We start from the raw sequence: 15,137 nt of genomic DNA, 5'->3' as shown, positions 1-15,137 counted from the left end.
TAGATGATGGGAAACAAATAGATCGATTCCATACTCTCCTTCTTCAGTGCCAATAGTAGCCTTAATTGCTTCCAGAGCTTTCTCCTTCTGACTCGAATCCATTAACTATCTCTCCGAAAAATTTAACATTTTATTAGTGCGCATGCGCGTTTACCTCGTTGGACCAGTAAAAACGCGCACAGTTAACTATCTGTATACAATGAACTTATCAGCATTTTGCTAAATATACCATCTAGAAAAACGCGCATGCGCGTTTTCCAAACCTATTATCTCAAGTCGTCAACACATAACTGATTGATAAAAATGAACTATATGAATTAGTACGTGTATAAACGCGCAAAATTATTTCACTATTTTCCTTGATATTCGGAAATATCAAATAATACTGTATAAATAAACAGTACTTTAGAGTGAGGTTATCATGAGTCTAAAAAGCCTATTTCTAATCGGTGTTCAAGAAACAATGCGCATGCGTGGTTACAGTATTAGAACAGAAAAAACTTATCTGTATTGGATCAAGGCATTCATTAACTTTCACCACAAGCGTCACCCCGAAACAATGGGAACGGAAGAAGTTACACAATTTTTAACCTTCCTTGCCAACCAACGGAATGTGGCAATCAACACTCAAAAAATTGCACTTAATGCATTGGCCTATTTGTATCAGAAGCATTTGCACCATGAGCTTGGGGATTTAGGTTTTTGCTATGCCACTAAACAGCGACATTTACCGACAGTGTTATCCCCATTGGAAATATCATCGATATTAAATCAACTCTATGGCCGCGACAGGCTAATCATTGAGCTGCTCTATGGTAGTGGACTGAGAGTTTCAGAATGTCTCCGGTTACGTGTCCAAGACATTGATATGGAGCGGGCTACACTGACCATTAGAGACGGAAAAGGGCGAAAAGATAGGCAAACCATCCTCAGCCATAAATGCGCCGAAAAGCTTACAGCATATATTGAGAAAGCTACTAAGATCCAACAGTATGACAACCAACGAGGGATAGGCCCTTCACTGCCAAATGCATTAGAACGTAAATACCCTAACGCTTTTAGGCAGCGCGGATGGATGTTTATTTTCCCTTCTAAAACGACCTGCATCCACCCGTATACTGGAATAGTTTGCAGGCATCATCTGCATCAGAGTGTTATTCGTAAAGCGCTCGGGAATGCCGTGCGTAGTATTCAAATAAATAAACGCGTCACCTGCCACACGTTTAGGCATAGCTTCGCAACTCATCTACTTCAAGCCGGTCGTGATATAAGAAGTGTTCAAGAGTTACTTGGCCACAATGACGTGAGTACAACACAAATCTATACACATGTACTTGGCCAACATTTCGCGGGGACAACGAGTCCGTTAGACACACTGTAAAGTCGGAGTACTCTAGAAACTCTGTAGCATTACTAAAATTTAGTCAACTTATAGTTTGTAGAGTTAATTGTCAGCTGCCCCAATAACTCGCAATGGGGCAAAATCAAGTTAGCTTTTGATCACCTTTCTGCACCAAATACTACCCGCAGCAAATGAAGCTAAATCGAAGAGACGTTTAGATACTTAGTGCAGATACGCCGGTGAGCTTCCGAAACAAGGCCGCTCTTTGACATCCATGTCAACGCGGCATTCGTGAGTCCTTTCACATCAGATGTTTCGGTAGAGCCTAAAGGGATTTATTCACGGCGTCTCACAGGCGTATCTGCACATACGTCGTTCTTTCACATCCATGTGATCACGACATTGGTACGTCCTTGTACAGCACCCGCCGGGCAGGCGTTAGATAGCAACGAAGGTACGACCTTCAAATCACCTTAACAAATGCCAACACCACCAACGGCGAAAGTAATCATGCTAAAAATATGAAATAGCCTCGATGGACGAATCGACGAACGAAACAGGAAATGAGCAAGAGATAGAGCAGGGGAAAAGGGGCGAGCGATACGCCCCCGAGAAGATTTACCTAAGTCTCTCCCCACGATTAATCCCAATCAACCTATCCAAAATATGCTCCCCATCCATACGTATGCCATTATGCTCATATTCAGAGGTGAGCCAGTACCTTAGGTTCCCCACCTGAGCCGCTGTCTCCAGGCTGTAGTTCATCTCGACAAACATATCTTCGCTGTAGATGGCCGCGGCTACTGGCACTTGATTGTCGGCCAGTTTGGCCGGATCGTAGAGCATGGGCCAGTCGGCCTTGTCGGCCAGCAGGTGCGCCGCGTGTTTCAGCGGCTTGAGGTTAGTGAACTGGTCGAAGAACCAGGGATAGACCATCTCGCCGGTAAACAGGAAGGGCTTGTCCGTCTGGTAGTTAAACTCATCATAGCTTTGTCTCACCCTATGGGCCGCCCAGCTCGACGCATCTTGCTGACAATAGATGCTCTCGTGCAGCAGGGCGAAGATGGGGTTGGTGTTAAAGTCCAATAGCTGGCAGAAGTGGGCCAAAAACAGCGGGTTGACTTGAGTGCCCTGGGCCGTCTCTATCAATGCCTGTTCCAGCAGGTAATAGACGGGCTCGCCCCCTTGCTCCATGCCGATGTTGATCCCCAGAAGTTGCAGCATCTCCACCGTGAGGCGCTCGCCGGTGGCGATGCGCACCTCGTTCTGTTGCAGGTAGGCGGCCAGGCGTTTAACCAGGGCTTGCGCGTCTGGGAAACGGGCGAAGAAGTCTTGGTTCTTGGCCAGCACCCGCTTGTAGGTGGCCTGATAGACCTCATCGGCGCTGCGGGTCAGCGAAGGGATGCCGCCCGTGATGTAGGCCTCATGCAGGCCATGGGGCGCATCGTTTAGGTATTTAAGCACGCAGAAGCCGCCGAAGCTCTGACCGAGTATGCTCCACTTCTCATCGCCTATGAGCTGCGCCCTGATAAGCTCGGCATCTTGGATGATGCTGTCGGCGCGAAAATGGCTGAGGTAGTCGGCCTGGGCCTGTGAGTCCAGATGGGCCAGTGAGGCATAGTTGATGGGGCTGGACAGGCCGGTGCCGCGCTGATCCAGCAGCAAGACACGATATTCCTGCAGGGCGCGCTTTATCCAGCCGCCGTTGGCCGCGGGTCTGACGGCGCCAAAGCCAGGGCCGCCCTGGAAGTAAACCAGATAAGGCTGCTGGCTGTCCTTGTGCTCGGGGGCCACGAGTTCGCGGGCGAAGACAGTGATGCACTCGCCATCTGGGGCTTGGTGATCTAGTGGCAGCGAAAAAAAGTGTTTGCGGCAATGGATGCCGGCGAGGCGTTGTAGGTCGGACATGATGATCCTTTAGCTGATTCTTATTGATAATTCATCTTGATGAAAAAATGTGCGCTAATGTCAGGCAACAGAGTACTAAATGACGCGGATAGGTTATCCTAGATCAATCTTTTTGTCAGTGCCGTTAGAGAATCCCACCCCGATGATTTAACCTATGCCGAGGTGGATGAAAGTGGAAAGAATAAGATGAAGTATCAAATCGTGCCAGTGACGCCATTTCAGCAAAATTGCAGCATCATCTGGTGTGAAAAATCCAAGCTGGCGGCTGTGGTCGACCCGGGTGGTGACATAGAGCGGATCCAGCAGCAGCTGGCCCATCACGGCCTGACGTTGGAGAAGATCTTGCTTACCCATGGGCATATCGATCATGTGGGCGGCGCCAAGGCTTTGGCCGACGCGGCGGGTGTGCCCATCATTGGGCCCCATAAGGACGATGCCTTCTGGCTGGAGACCCTGGCGCAACAGAGCAAGCATTTTGGTTTTCTGCCTGTGGCTGCCTTCGAGCCGGCCCAGTATCTTGTTTCGGGTGAGCGCGTCACCGTGGGCGAGCAGACCCTGGAGGTGCTGCATTGCCCAGGGCATACGCCGGGCCATATCGTGTTTTACAGCGAGGCTGACAAGCTGGCCTGGGTGGGGGATGTTTTGTTTAAGGGCTCTATCGGCCGCACCGATTTCCCTCAGTCGAGTCATCAGGATCTGATCCGTTCCATCACCCAGGTGCTCTGGCCCTTAGGCCGTGAGGTGAGCTTTATTCCTGGTCATGGGCCTATCTCGACCTTCGGCGCCGAGCGGCAGCAAAACCCCTTCGTGGCGGATCAACTGCTGAACTGATCTCACTAACTAATCTTGATAATCAGGATTCTAAATACTTGTTTTAAGACGGCGGTTCATTCGAATCGCCGTTTTTTCGTTGTGAAATCTTTTGCAACGCTTTGAGTCTGTTTTTTATTTCTGTGTCTGCTAGGTTAAGGCATTAGTCCTTAATTTTGCCTAAGAGACACAGGGATATGTCACATCACATCGAAGATCTGCTCAACGCCTGGTCGGCGGCGCCCCAAGATGATTGGGTGCTGGCCGTGGTGACCCATGTGGAGGGCTCGGCCTATCGCAAGGTGGGCGCCATGATGCTGATCCACGGTATGGGTAAGAGTGTCGGCCTGGTGAGCGGCGGTTGCCTGGAGGCCGACCTTCGCCGCCGAGCCCAGAAGGTGATCCAGACGGGGCAGGCCGCCAGCGTCTGTTACGATGCCACCGACGAGGCCGATGCTAGCTATCAGCTAGGCTGTGGCGGACTCGTTCATCTCATGCTGGTGCCCCTGTGCGCCGCCAATCACTATCTGCATTTTCAGGCGCTCAAGGCCGCGCTCGCCAGCCAGGGGCGATGCCATTATCAGCTAGATCTCGTCGATGCTTCGCTGTCGCTCGATTCGACTAGTGCCGCTGGTTCCTCTGATTCATCTGGTCACAGTAACGTCATAGGCGCTCAGGTGTGGTGTAGTCAGCAGGCCCTGGATGATGCCAAGGCGGGCTGGCAACTGAGCGACTTTCCCCGCCCCGGCATCTTACAAGGCCATTCAGTGCAGGGCGAGGCAGTGCTATGTGAGTCTGCAAGTTTAGTCGTTCCCCTGCGTGAACGTCATCGCATCGCCATCTTCGGCGGCGGCCTGGACGCCCAGCCCGTGTGTCAAATTGCTCAGCAGCTGGGCTGGCGAGTGGATGTGGTCGACCGTCGCACCAGCTATGCCAGGGAGTATGACTTTGTTGGCGCCAACATCATCAAGCTACCGGTTAATGAGCTGCCCCAGAGTTTCTGGACTCGTCTCGATGGCGCCATCGTGATGCAACATAACCTAGAGCTGGATGCCCAGGCTCTGGCAGCAATTCATCAACACGCCCGGGAGCTTAGCTACCTGGCGCTACTGGGCCCTGGCCATAGGCGTGACAGGGTGCTGGCCCTTGCCGAGCTCGACTCGGCAAGTTTTAACGCCTATTTCTCGGCGCCGGCCGGCCTGGCGTTAGGGGGCGAGCTGCCATCCTCGATAGCCCTCTCCATATTGTCCGAATGTCACGGCGTGCTGCACGGCGCCAAGCGGGTCGCCCTCAAAGAGGTGATGGCGTGAAGCCTGATACCTGTATCCAAGGTAAGGTGATGATCGCCCTGCTGGCAGCGGGGGAAAGCCGACGCTTCGGCGGCGTGAAGCTGGCGCAGTCGCTAACAAATGATGATTTGGCGAGTGATGACTTAATCGCTAATGACCTAGCAAGCGCTTCGTCAGAACCTAAGCCCACTGAATCTAAAAGCATAGTGGCTCTTTCCGTTGCCAGTCCATCCCAGACGACCCTGATAGGCCACCAATTTCATGCGCTAAGTGAGGTCGCAGCCAGATTGGGCGCGAGTCTTTGTGTGATCACCGGTGCCCACCATGAGACTGTAGCCAGTTGTCTGCCGCCTTCGGCCAAGCTAGTGCATAACCCTGACTGGCAAGGGGGGCTTGGTCACTCTATCGCCGCGGCGGCAAAGGAGGCCAGGGCCCAGCGCGCCGAGACGCTATTGATTGCCCTTGGGGATCAGCTGCTACTGGGGGCTGATGATTACCTCGGGCTGTTTCGCGCCCGCGCCCGGGCAAACACCCGGGTTTGTGCCTATTATGAGTTAACTCTGGGGGCGCCGGCGCTGTTTCATTTTGACGATTATGAGGCGCTGTCGACCCTGAGCGGCGATCGCGGCGCCAAGGCCCTCTTGTCCCGGCGTTACCAGCAGGGCAGCCTCATCGCCATGGCGATGGAGGATGCCAGCGTCGATATCGATACCCGATCTCAGCTAATGGCGTACCTGGCGAGGAGCAAGGCGGGCGCCCAATGACACAACCGATTCGAATTAAAGCTATTCAAATTAAAGCAAGGCCGTTAACCATAGCCTATTGGTCAACAAGGAGAAACTGATGTCCCAATCGAAACTTGGACTCAAGATAAACGGAAAAGACTACACCTTAGATGCCGATCCCAATATGCCCGTGCTCTGGGCCATCAGGGATCTCCTGGGGCTGACGGGCACCAAATATGGCTGCGGCGCCGGCCTCTGTGGCGCCTGTACCATACATGTCGATGGCGAGCCCGCCAGGGCCTGTCTCACCAGCCTAAAGCAGGTGCAGGGCAAGCAGGTGACCACCATAGAGGGGCTGGCGGCCGATGGTCTCAAGCAGGCCTGGCGCGACAACAACGTACCCCAGTGTGGCTACTGCCAGGCGGGGCAGCTGATGTCGGCGGCGGCGCTGCTCAGTCAGTATCCTCAGCCAAATGATGCCCAGATAGAGGAGGCCATGGTGGGCAACCTGTGTCGCTGCGGCACCTATACCCGTATCAAGGCGGCGATCAAGCAGGCGAGTGGCAAAGCCGAACGTGTAGATAGCACAATGGAGGTGGAGGCATGAGTCAGTTCAGCGCGGTACAAAATTTTAGTCGCCGGGATGTGTTAAAGCTGTTCGGCGCCGCCGGTGGCGGTCTGGCCCTGGGGGCCAGTGGCCTTGCCTGGAGCCCGATGGCGCTGGCGCAAAACGGCGAGGCGCGCCTTAACCTGTTTATCGCCATAGGCGAAGATGACAAGGTCTATCTCACCTGTCACCGCTCCGAGATGGGCCAGGGGATCCGCACCGGCATTCCTCAGGTGTTGGCGGACGAGCTGGGCGCCGACTGGGACAAGGTAGTGGTGGTTCAGGGGCTGGCCGATAAACGCTACGGCAGTCAGAACACTGATGGTTCCCGCAGCATACGCAAGGGATTCGACAAGATGCGCGAGATGGGCGCCATGGCCCGCACCATGCTGGAGCAGGCCGCTGCCGAGCGTCTGAAGGTGCCGGTATCCGAGCTCAGCACAGCCAATAACGAGGTTACTCATTCTGCCTCAGGCCGCAGCCTTAGCTTCGGCGAGCTGGCCCTGGCGGCGGCCAAGCTGCCACTGCCCGAGGCGAGCGGCCTTAAACTCAAGTCCGCCAAGGCCTATACCCATATCGGCAAGGGCCACACCATAGTGGATATGGAGGCGATATTAGACGGCAGCGCCGAGTATGGTTACGACATCCAGCTGGAAAACATGCTCTATGCCAGCATAGTGCGCCCGCCGGTGCTCGGCAGCAAGGTGGCCAAGCTCGATGATAAGGCGGCCCGCGCCGTCGCTGGAGTGGTGGATGTTATTACTTTGCCGGGACATCAGGGCGCGCCCAGCTTTCAGCCCCTTGGCGGCGTGGCCGTACTGGCCACTAACTCCTGGAGTGCGGCCCAGGGGCGTAAGGCGCTCAAGATCACCTGGAGTGACTCACCAAACGACGGGCACGATTCCAGCGCTTATCTGGCGCAGCTTAAGCAGGCGGTGCAAAAGCCTGGTAAGGCGGTGAGACAGCAGGGCGAGCAGAGCCAGAGCTGGCCGGCGGATAAGACCATAGAGGCGGTCTACAGCGTGCCCTATCTGGCCCACGCCATGATGGAGCCGCCGGCGGCGGCCGCCAGTGTGACCGATAAGGGCGCCGAGATCTGGGCATCGACCCAGACGCCTCAGAGTGCCCAGGGTACAGTTGCCGCAGCCTTGGGGCTGAAGGCCGAGCAGGTGACAGTGCATGTGACTCTGCTGGGGGGCGGCTTTGGTCGCAAGTCTAAGCCAGATTTCTGCGTCGAGGCGGCGCTGCTGTCCCAAAAATCCGGGCGGCCGGTCAAGGTGTGCTGGAGCCGGGAAGATGAGCTGCAAAACGGTTACCTGCATGCCATCAGCGCCCAGTATTTCAAGGCCAGAGTCGGCGACAAGGCAGTCGAGGCTATATTGCAGCGCACCGGCTTCCCCAGCATCAGCTCCACCTTCGCCGAGGGTGTGGATGAACCCAGCGCCTCCGAGCTGGATCTGGGCTTCGTGGATGTGCCATTGGCCATCGACAGCCTGCGCTGTGAGTCGGTAAAAGCCAGCGCCCATACCCGTATCGGCTGGATGCGCTCTGTATGCAACATTCAGCATGGCTTCGGCATAGGGGTGTTTGTCGATGAGCTGGCGAGCAAACGCGGCCTGGATACCTTTACCATGTGGCGCGAGTTGCTGGGTAAGGACAGGCTGGAGACCTTTAGCGATCAGCAGTTCAACTATGGCAACTATGGCGAGACGTTAGAGCGTCACCCTGTGGACACCGCCCGTTATAAGGGGGTGATCTCAGCGGTGGAGCAGAAGGTGAAGCAGATGGCTAAGCCTGAAGCAGGCCAGGGGTGGGGCTTTGCGGCGCACCGCAGCTTTACCGCCTATGTGGCGGCCGCGAGCCTGGTGGAGGTGACTCAGGATAAGCAGCTTAAGGTGCTTAAGACGGTTATCGCCATCGACGCCGGCACCCTGGTCAACCCCGACCGGGTGGCCTCTCAGCTCGAAGGCGCCGTGATGTTTGGTCTGAGCATCGCCCTGATGGGGCGCATTAGCTTTAAGGATGGACGGGTAGAGCAGTCTAACTTTCATGACTATCCGCTGTTGCGCCTGAGTCAATGCCCCGAGATAGAGACTATCCTGGTGCCATCTATGGCGCCGCCCGCCGGGGTGGGCGAGCCGGGCGTACCGCCCATCGCGCCCAGTATCGTCAACGCTATCTTTGCGGCCAGTGGCATGCGTATTCGCGATCTGCCCCTGAGCGATCATTTCAAGATCTAGTCGCTATCCATAGATAAGCTGTAGACCATTAGAGCCAGTCGTTATATCGACTGGCTTTTTTATCACCACGCTTATGCCTTTGTTGCGTTAAATTTTGTTCTTTTACTACAAATGGTGCCATTTTTTCAATTTAATAACATTTAATCCGGTTTATTTGGCCTAGATCCTGTTTTTGTCATTCAATTTGGAGTAATTTAACCAAAAATAATATTCCAATGTAATGAGGGGTCATACATGGAAAATCGTATGCAGGTCGCATTATCTGCAGGGCTACTTGCTGCCGTTTGGGCCGGGGTCGCCGATGCATTTCACTTAGTCACTTGGGTTGGCTTTCTCGCGTGTAGCACTTTCTTCGCTCAGCCAAAGGCGGGTTTTCAGGGGGTGTTGATGACATGGTTCACTAATCTCTCCGGAGTGTTCTGGGCCTGGGTGGTGATCTCGGGTGGCAGCTATTTCGATACGCCGCTTGTGGGTTATCTGCTGACAGGCATAGTCACCAGCCTGATGTGCCTGCAAGCCAGCTATCAGAGACTCGCCTTCATTCCTGGCGCCTTCATCGGCTGCTGCATCACCTTTGCCTTGGGCGGTGATATCGCGAGCATACTGCCGCCGCTATTTATCGGTGCGCTACTGGGCTATGCCATGACACTCCTAACAGGGCAGATGGTGGCCTTTACCGCTAAGACTATACCTGCCATAAAGTTACGTTTAATCAAGGCTCAGCAATAAAAATTGTGCTTAACTTGAATCTGTAGGTCGAAAGAAATTGTCAATTTAGCCTGATAATAAGTGGGTTTCCATGAAAGCTATCCAGTTTAGAAAGATAGATGCCTTGCTGATCAAACTCAGTCTTAACGGTAAATTTTGGGTGGTCTGCTCTATGGTGACGGCCATCACCCTGACCATCGCCTTGCTCAACTTAAACGCGGCAACCAACCAATTGCATGCCGGCTCGGCGGCTAGGGTGCAGGCCAGTGTCGATGCCTATGCCAAAGTGGCGAGCCAGATGGGGTTAACTGGCGAGGCGTTAGTGCGCTTTGCCCAAGATAATGGCCTGAGGCTGGCCACCAGCGATGAGCAATCGCGCCGCGGTGACAGCGTGACCGCCAGTGCGCCGATAGCTGGCCAATATTTGCAGCTGAGCCAAGATGTGGCGGCCTGGGAGGCCGAAGGTAAGAGTGATGCCTGGTGGATGCTGTGGATAGCCCTTATCGCCCTCTATCCGCTTTATCAGCTGAGTTACTGGATCTCCACCTCCTTGGGCGGCGGCCTGTGGGACATGTATATCGCCATCAAGCGCTTGGCCGACGGCGATCTCTCCTTTAGATTGAATTTCTTTGGTAAGGATGACTTTAGTCTCATCGCACGGGAAATCGACCGAAACGCCGATAACATGAGCGAGATGGTCACGGCCATAGGCAACAACGCCAGGACACTCGCCAATGCCTCAGATGAGTTTAATCTGCAGGCGAAGCAGAACGATGAGCTGGCGCAGTTCCAACATCAGTTTCTCGATACCGTCGCCGTGGCGATGGATCAGATGACCGCCGCCATCGAAGAGGTGTCCCACAATGCGGCCAACACCTCAGATCATACTAAGCAAAATGCGACCGCGGCGGCCGACAGCAAGCAGCGTATCGCCGAGGCGGTCCGCCGTATCGGCCAGTTGACCGGCCAGATAGATGCGGCCTCCAGTGCGGTGGATCAGCTTTCCGGTAATGCCACCGAGATAGGCGCCGTGGTGACCACTATTAACGGTATCTCCGAACAGACCAACCTGCTGGCGCTGAATGCGGCCATCGAGGCGGCGCGCGCCGGCGAGCAGGGCCGAGGTTTCGCCGTGGTGGCCGACGAGGTACGCACCCTGGCGGGACGCACCCAGCAGGCGACGGTGGAGATCCAATCGATGATCGAGGGGCTGCAGTCGGGTTCGGGTCAGCTGGCGGATATTACCCATGAGATCGTCGAGCAGGCCGAGCTTGGCCGCGGGGCTATCGAGTCGGTAGGCAGTGACGTGGATACCATGGCCGACTCCATCGATCAGGTGTTCGACATGAGCTCGCAGATCGCCGCATCGGCGGAGGAGCAAAGCGTGTCGGCGCGGGATATCGCCTCGCAGCTCAATGAGATCCGCGACCAGTCCCAGACCATCAAGGAGACTGCCGAGCGCTCTGTGGTGCTGGCCAGCGAGCTGCAGCAGTCCTCGACTGAGCTGGATGGCATCTTGTCGCAATATCGCCTGCAGTAGCTAGGCGCTATCACTTTTCAATGAAAGCGACTCAGTAGAAGAGACTCAATAAAAAAGGCGCCTATGGCGCCTTTTTTTGATCGATAACATAATGCATAACCACTAGTCTTGGAAGCTGCTCCAGATAGGGGCATGATCCGAAGGCTTCTCTATGCCCCGCAGATCATAGTCTACGTCGGACTCGGTCAGACGCGCCGCCAGTGAAGGCGTTGCTAGGATCACGTCGATGCGCAGGCCACGGTTGTCGTCGAAGCCCTTACTGCGATAGTCAAACCAGGAGTAGCGTTCGGTTCGTGCAGGATGCAACTGACGGAAGGTGTCTACTAATCCCCAGTCCAGCAGCGTCTGCAGCCACTCACGCTCTTCGGGCTGGAAGCTGCATTTACCCGTCTTTAACCAACGCTTGGCATTGGCCTCGCCGATGCCTATATCTAAGTCGATTGGCGAGATATTGATGTCGCCTATGATGGCGATATCTTCATCTGGACTATGGTGCTGTTGCAGGTAGAGCATCAGGTCCTGATAGAACTTGCGCTTGGCAGGGTACTTGGTTTCATGGCTGATGTTCTCCCCCTGGGGGAAGTAACCGTTGAGCACAGTCAGTTGACGGCCGTTGGCCTGGGTAAAGGTGCCCATGATCATCCGGCGCTGGGCCTCGTCATCATCTGTGGGGAAACCTTTCTGTACCTTGACCGGCGTCTGTTTAGAGAGCATGGCTACGCCATAGTGGGCCTTGCCACCATGGTAATGCACCTGATAGCCCATGGCCTCGACCTCTGCCAGAGGAAAGGCCTCATCGTGTACCTTGGTCTCCTGCAGACCTATGATATCTGGGCTATGGTTGTCGATCAGCGCCTGGAGCTGGTGCAGTCTGGCCCTGAGACCATTGATGTTAAATGAAACAATTTTCAAGAGCTTACTTCCTGAATTGTAATTAAGGCAGTACGCGCTTAAAGGGTTTAACGATGACGCTTTGGTAGACGCCGGCGGCTACGTAGGGATCTTGGTCTGCCCAGGCCTGCGCCGCTTCCAGTGAGTCGAACTCGGCAACGACCAGCGAGCCGGTGAAGCCGGCTTCACCCGGGTTGTCACTGTCGATGGCAGGGTGTGGACCGGCGATCATCAGGCGGCCCTCGTCAGAGAGTTCCTGCAGGCGTGCCAGGTGGTCAGGACGGGCTTGCATGCGTTTTTCTAAGCTGTTTTCAACATCTTGAGATGAGATCATGTACCACATTATTTGAGTTCCTTTTTGTGTTCTTCAGGCATATGTTTATAGAGGTAAACCACAGTGATCACAGTGTTGATCAGTGTCAGGGCCGTGAGGCCGAACACCTTGAAATTGACCCAGGTTTCCTGAGATAGATTAAAGGCGACATAGATGTTCACCAGGCCGCAGGCAATGAAGAAGGTGAACCAATACCAGGTGACGCGGGACCAGACCTTGTCGGCGACGATAAGCTCCTTGCCCAGCATTCCCTTGAGGATAGGCTTGCCTAGATATTGACTCAGCGCCAATGCCAGGGCAAACAAGGCATAGACCACAGTGACCTTCCATTTGATAAAGGCATCGTCGTGAAAGACCAGGGTGAGGGTACCGAAGAAGCTCACCATGGCGAAGGTGATTAGGTGCATCTTCTCAATCTTCTTATACAGCAGATAGGTGACGACCAACTGCAATGCGGTAGCCGCTATCAGGGCGCCGCTGGCGATATAGATGTCGAAAAACTTGTAGACGGCGAAAAAGATCACCAGAGGTAAAAAGTCGAGCAGTTGTTTCATGTAGGCAAGTTCACCAAACAAGAGATATAGATGGCTGGCAGTGTAACATGCCTCTTGGATGGGGCAAATGTCGAGAGGGCGGGAAACCGCGGCATTTGTGATGAATTTACCTTAATCTGGCCCGGATCTGCCCCGGTTGTGTTTCCGCCTGGGGGGAAACTGATGTTCTTTTGCGCAGACGTGTTGCAAAATCTTTATCGATGTCGAATGTATGCTAATGATTATTAGTGAAATTTTTGACATGTCTCAAATCTTAGTGAGCTTGATAGGCAGTTTTTTGGTTAAGCTTGTGCTACATTTTTGCAAATGATGCCGAGCAGCTCACGTGGCTCTCGCCGCATCACAAAAGCAGTAAATTTCCTCCTGGGGGCGGACGTACAGCATATGATAGTGGAACTGGATGTTTCTGAATTAGCCGTTGGCATGTATGTGGTTGAGATCACTCAGCCGATAAACAAATTTCAACTGGCGGAGCAGGGATGGATCACTAAACAACAGGTGATAGATGGATTTAAGCGTAAGGGCATAGAGAAGCTGAAGGTTGATACCAGCAAGCAACGTGTCCAGCCGTCTGAGCCGGCCCCATTAAGGCGAGCCGATCGAGAGAAATCGAGTCCCGGTTTGTTTAAACAGCGACTGACCCGGGCCAGACAGCTGTTTGATGAGTCCAAGGCGATCCAGCGACGCCTGTTCGACGATGCCCAAAATGGTGTCCCCCTGTCGCTGGAGCCGGTAAGACAGGTTACGGATCAGTCTATCGAGGCGATCTTTGACAATCCCGACGCGCTGGCCTGCGTGATCAATATACGCCACAAGGATCAGTATCTGCTGGAACACTCGGTGGCGGTCTCCGTGCTGATGACGATCTTTGCCAGTTATCTCAAGATAGATAAAGAGATAGTGCGTGAGTTGGCGATAGGTGCCTTCCTGCACGATGTGGGTAAGATAATGATCCCACCGGCCATTCTCGACAAGCCGGGCCGACTAACGGCCGAGGAGTTCGAGGTGATGAAGACCCATGCCAATCATTCCATTCGCATCATAGGAGACACGGCTAACATCAGCCCTCTCAGCCTAGAGGTTGCCAGACTGCACCATGAGAAGCTCAACGGCAAGGGTTACCCCTATGGGGTGGGGGCGGAGGCGATCTCCCGTTATGGCAGGATGATTGCCATCTGTGACATCTTCGATGCCTTGACCGCTAATCGCTGTTACAAGGCGGGCTATCCTCAGGTGAAGGCGTTTAGCATATTACGTGCCCTGGGGGAGAACAACGAGCTGGACGCCGAGCTGGTGGATCATTTCATCAAGTGCATGGGGGTCTATCCAGTGGGCTCGCTGGTGCAGCTGGAGTCTAACCGTCTGGCGATCGTCGAGAGTCACAACCTGCAAGATCCCATTCGTCCGAATGTGAAGCCTTTCTACTGTCTGAATCCGAATCATTTCGAGATCTCCGCCAATATCGATCTGGCGGCGATGCGTGATGACATTATTGTCAAGAACGTGCGCGCCGATGATTTCGACCTCAATATGGATGAGATCATCGAGTTTCTCTCCTATCAAGGCTAGTGGCTTGGTCCTAGCGGCTAATCATTAATGCTCAATGCTTAGGCCAGCGAGAAGCAGCTCAAACTCTCCCTCCTGGCCGTCGCCAATCAAGAGCCCAAGGGCTGCCAGTTGAGTAAAGTCAGGCAGTGGTCGCTCTGGGTAATCTTCGCCGTGAAAGGTCTCGATGAAATCATCAGGGGAAAATGACCAGTGTGCCAGCGTATCCACCTGGGTATCAAAGCCCGCCTTATAATGAATGATCTCGCCCTGTTTAAGAACCTTGAGCCTGAGCTGGTAGCGCCTGCCATCGCCTATAGCTGTGAGGCTAATGTGACGCGGGTCTGTTTCTGACAACAGCTGCTGTTCCTCCTGGCTCAGGGTGCGTGACACAGAGGCGAAGCCGCCATTGTTCGCGAGAGAGACATGGCCATCGAAGCGCAGCATGTATTGCTGATCTGGGCCAAGGGTTTCGCTTAATTCACTCTGGGAGTGTCCGCCCATTACCCCATCGTTGACTATCTGCCAGTGACCCGGGTGAGTCAGTAAGGCTAATGTTTGCATCTTAGTATCGACTCCTTGGATAGTGAAAAGATGAGGGCTCAGTAAGATCAAGCCAAGTAACATATTCATTCGCGCTGCTT

Annotated in this window: 14 protein-coding genes; 9 read left to right on the top strand and 5 right to left on the bottom strand. The window is 54.1% G+C overall.

Features of this window, described 5'->3' with window-relative positions; all coding sequences use genetic code 11:
• Positions 1-421 precede the first annotated feature (421 nt).
• On the top strand, positions 422-1,381 hold the full coding sequence (locus GNT65_RS03015; protein WP_160793616.1) for an integron integrase: 960 nt from the start codon (positions 422-424) through the stop codon (positions 1,379-1,381).
• Between the two features lie 579 nt (positions 1,382-1,960).
• Here the strand turns inward: GNT65_RS03015 and GNT65_RS03010 are convergent.
• Entirely contained in the window at positions 1,961-3,250 is a 1,290-nt protein-coding gene (locus GNT65_RS03010; RefSeq protein WP_160793615.1) for an alpha/beta fold hydrolase, read from the bottom strand.
• Positions 3,251-3,436: 186 nt separating this feature from the next.
• Between GNT65_RS03010 and GNT65_RS03005 the strand changes: the two genes are divergently transcribed.
• The 7 genes from GNT65_RS03005 to GNT65_RS02975 all read left to right on the top strand — a co-directional run bounded on the left by GNT65_RS03005 (position 3,437) and on the right by GNT65_RS02975 (position 11,169).
• Complete coding sequence (locus GNT65_RS03005) at positions 3,437-4,081, top strand: MBL fold metallo-hydrolase (protein ID WP_160793614.1); 645 nt, start codon at positions 3,437-3,439, stop codon at positions 4,079-4,081.
• A gap of 176 nt (positions 4,082-4,257) precedes the next feature.
• Entirely contained in the window at positions 4,258-5,370 is a 1,113-nt protein-coding gene (locus GNT65_RS03000) for an XdhC family protein (RefSeq protein ID WP_160793613.1), read from the top strand.
• Positions 5,367-6,113 (top strand): NTP transferase domain-containing protein, encoded by a 747-nt coding sequence (locus GNT65_RS02995; protein ID WP_160793612.1) that lies wholly within the window; start codon positions 5,367-5,369, stop codon positions 6,111-6,113. Before GNT65_RS03000 ends, GNT65_RS02995 begins: the two co-directional genes overlap by 4 nt.
• A gap of 79 nt (positions 6,114-6,192) precedes the next feature.
• On the top strand, positions 6,193-6,681 hold the full coding sequence (locus GNT65_RS02990) for a (2Fe-2S)-binding protein (RefSeq protein ID WP_160793611.1): 489 nt from the start codon (positions 6,193-6,195) through the stop codon (positions 6,679-6,681).
• The gene (locus GNT65_RS02985) at positions 6,678-8,921 is read left to right on the top strand and encodes a xanthine dehydrogenase family protein molybdopterin-binding subunit (protein WP_160793610.1); all 2,244 of its coding nucleotides are present in this window, start codon (positions 6,678-6,680) and stop codon (positions 8,919-8,921) included. The genes GNT65_RS02990 and GNT65_RS02985 overlap by 4 nt, the downstream gene beginning before the upstream one ends.
• A gap of 234 nt (positions 8,922-9,155) precedes the next feature.
• Entirely contained in the window at positions 9,156-9,650 is a 495-nt protein-coding gene (locus GNT65_RS02980; protein WP_160793609.1) for a DUF1097 domain-containing protein, read from the top strand.
• 70 nt (positions 9,651-9,720) lie between these two features.
• Positions 9,721-11,169 (top strand): methyl-accepting chemotaxis protein, encoded by a 1,449-nt coding sequence (locus tag GNT65_RS02975; protein WP_160793608.1) that lies wholly within the window; start codon positions 9,721-9,723, stop codon positions 11,167-11,169.
• 102 nt (positions 11,170-11,271) lie between these two features.
• Here GNT65_RS02975 and xthA read toward each other — a convergent pair whose 3' ends face one another.
• The 3 genes from xthA to GNT65_RS02960 are packed head-to-tail and all read right to left on the bottom strand — an operon-like array spanning position 11,272 to position 12,948.
• On the bottom strand, positions 11,272-12,081 hold the full coding sequence (gene xthA, locus GNT65_RS02970; protein WP_160793607.1) for an exodeoxyribonuclease III: 810 nt from the start codon (positions 12,079-12,081) through the stop codon (positions 11,272-11,274).
• Between the two features lie 22 nt (positions 12,082-12,103).
• On the bottom strand, positions 12,104-12,403 hold the full coding sequence (locus tag GNT65_RS02965) for a YciI family protein (RefSeq protein ID WP_160793606.1): 300 nt from the start codon (positions 12,401-12,403) through the stop codon (positions 12,104-12,106).
• Positions 12,403-12,948, bottom strand: a complete 546-nt coding sequence (locus GNT65_RS02960) for a septation protein A (protein WP_160793605.1) — start codon at positions 12,946-12,948, stop codon at positions 12,403-12,405. Before GNT65_RS02960 ends, GNT65_RS02965 begins: the two co-directional genes overlap by 1 nt.
• A 384-nt stretch (positions 12,949-13,332) precedes the next feature.
• On the opposite strand from GNT65_RS02960, the gene GNT65_RS02955 reads away from it, so the two are divergent.
• Positions 13,333-14,517 carry an HD-GYP domain-containing protein gene (locus GNT65_RS02955; RefSeq protein ID WP_160793604.1) on the top strand — a complete coding sequence of 395 codons (1,185 nt, stop codon included), beginning with the start codon at positions 13,333-13,335 and terminating at the stop codon, positions 14,515-14,517.
• Between the two features lie 24 nt (positions 14,518-14,541).
• Here the strand turns inward: GNT65_RS02955 and GNT65_RS02950 are convergent, their stop codons facing one another.
• Positions 14,542-15,057 carry a CIA30 family protein gene (locus GNT65_RS02950; protein ID WP_160793603.1) on the bottom strand — a complete coding sequence of 172 codons (516 nt, stop codon included), beginning with the start codon at positions 15,055-15,057 and terminating at the stop codon, positions 14,542-14,544.
• Positions 15,058-15,137 lie beyond the last annotated feature (80 nt).

This window comes from Shewanella insulae (assembly GCF_009831655.1).
Lineage (GTDB): Bacteria > Pseudomonadota > Gammaproteobacteria > Enterobacterales > Shewanellaceae > Shewanella > Shewanella insulae.
This window is presented reverse-complemented; position numbering and strand designations above follow the sequence as displayed.

Coding starts and splice junctions, on each gene's coding strand:
- GNT65_RS03015 (WP_160793616.1), top strand. CDS start 422: ATGAGTCTAAAAAGCCTATTTCTAATCGGTGTTCAAGAAACAATGCGC.
- GNT65_RS03010 (WP_160793615.1), bottom strand. CDS start 3,250: ATGTCCGACCTACAACGCCTCGCCGGCATCCATTGCCGCAAACACTTT.
- GNT65_RS03005 (WP_160793614.1), top strand. CDS start 3,437: ATGAAGTATCAAATCGTGCCAGTGACGCCATTTCAGCAAAATTGCAGC.
- GNT65_RS03000 (WP_160793613.1), top strand. CDS start 4,258: ATGTCACATCACATCGAAGATCTGCTCAACGCCTGGTCGGCGGCGCCC.
- GNT65_RS02990 (WP_160793611.1), top strand. CDS start 6,193: ATGTCCCAATCGAAACTTGGACTCAAGATAAACGGAAAAGACTACACC.
- GNT65_RS02985 (WP_160793610.1), top strand. CDS start 6,678: ATGAGTCAGTTCAGCGCGGTACAAAATTTTAGTCGCCGGGATGTGTTA.
- GNT65_RS02980 (WP_160793609.1), top strand. CDS start 9,156: ATGGAAAATCGTATGCAGGTCGCATTATCTGCAGGGCTACTTGCTGCC.
- GNT65_RS02975 (WP_160793608.1), top strand. CDS start 9,721: ATGAAAGCTATCCAGTTTAGAAAGATAGATGCCTTGCTGATCAAACTC.
- GNT65_RS02965 (WP_160793606.1), bottom strand. CDS start 12,403: ATGTGGTACATGATCTCATCTCAAGATGTTGAAAACAGCTTAGAAAAA.
- GNT65_RS02960 (WP_160793605.1), bottom strand. CDS start 12,948: ATGAAACAACTGCTCGACTTTTTACCTCTGGTGATCTTTTTCGCCGTC.
- GNT65_RS02955 (WP_160793604.1), top strand. CDS start 13,333: ATGATAGTGGAACTGGATGTTTCTGAATTAGCCGTTGGCATGTATGTG.
- GNT65_RS02950 (WP_160793603.1), bottom strand. CDS start 15,057: ATGCAAACATTAGCCTTACTGACTCACCCGGGTCACTGGCAGATAGTC.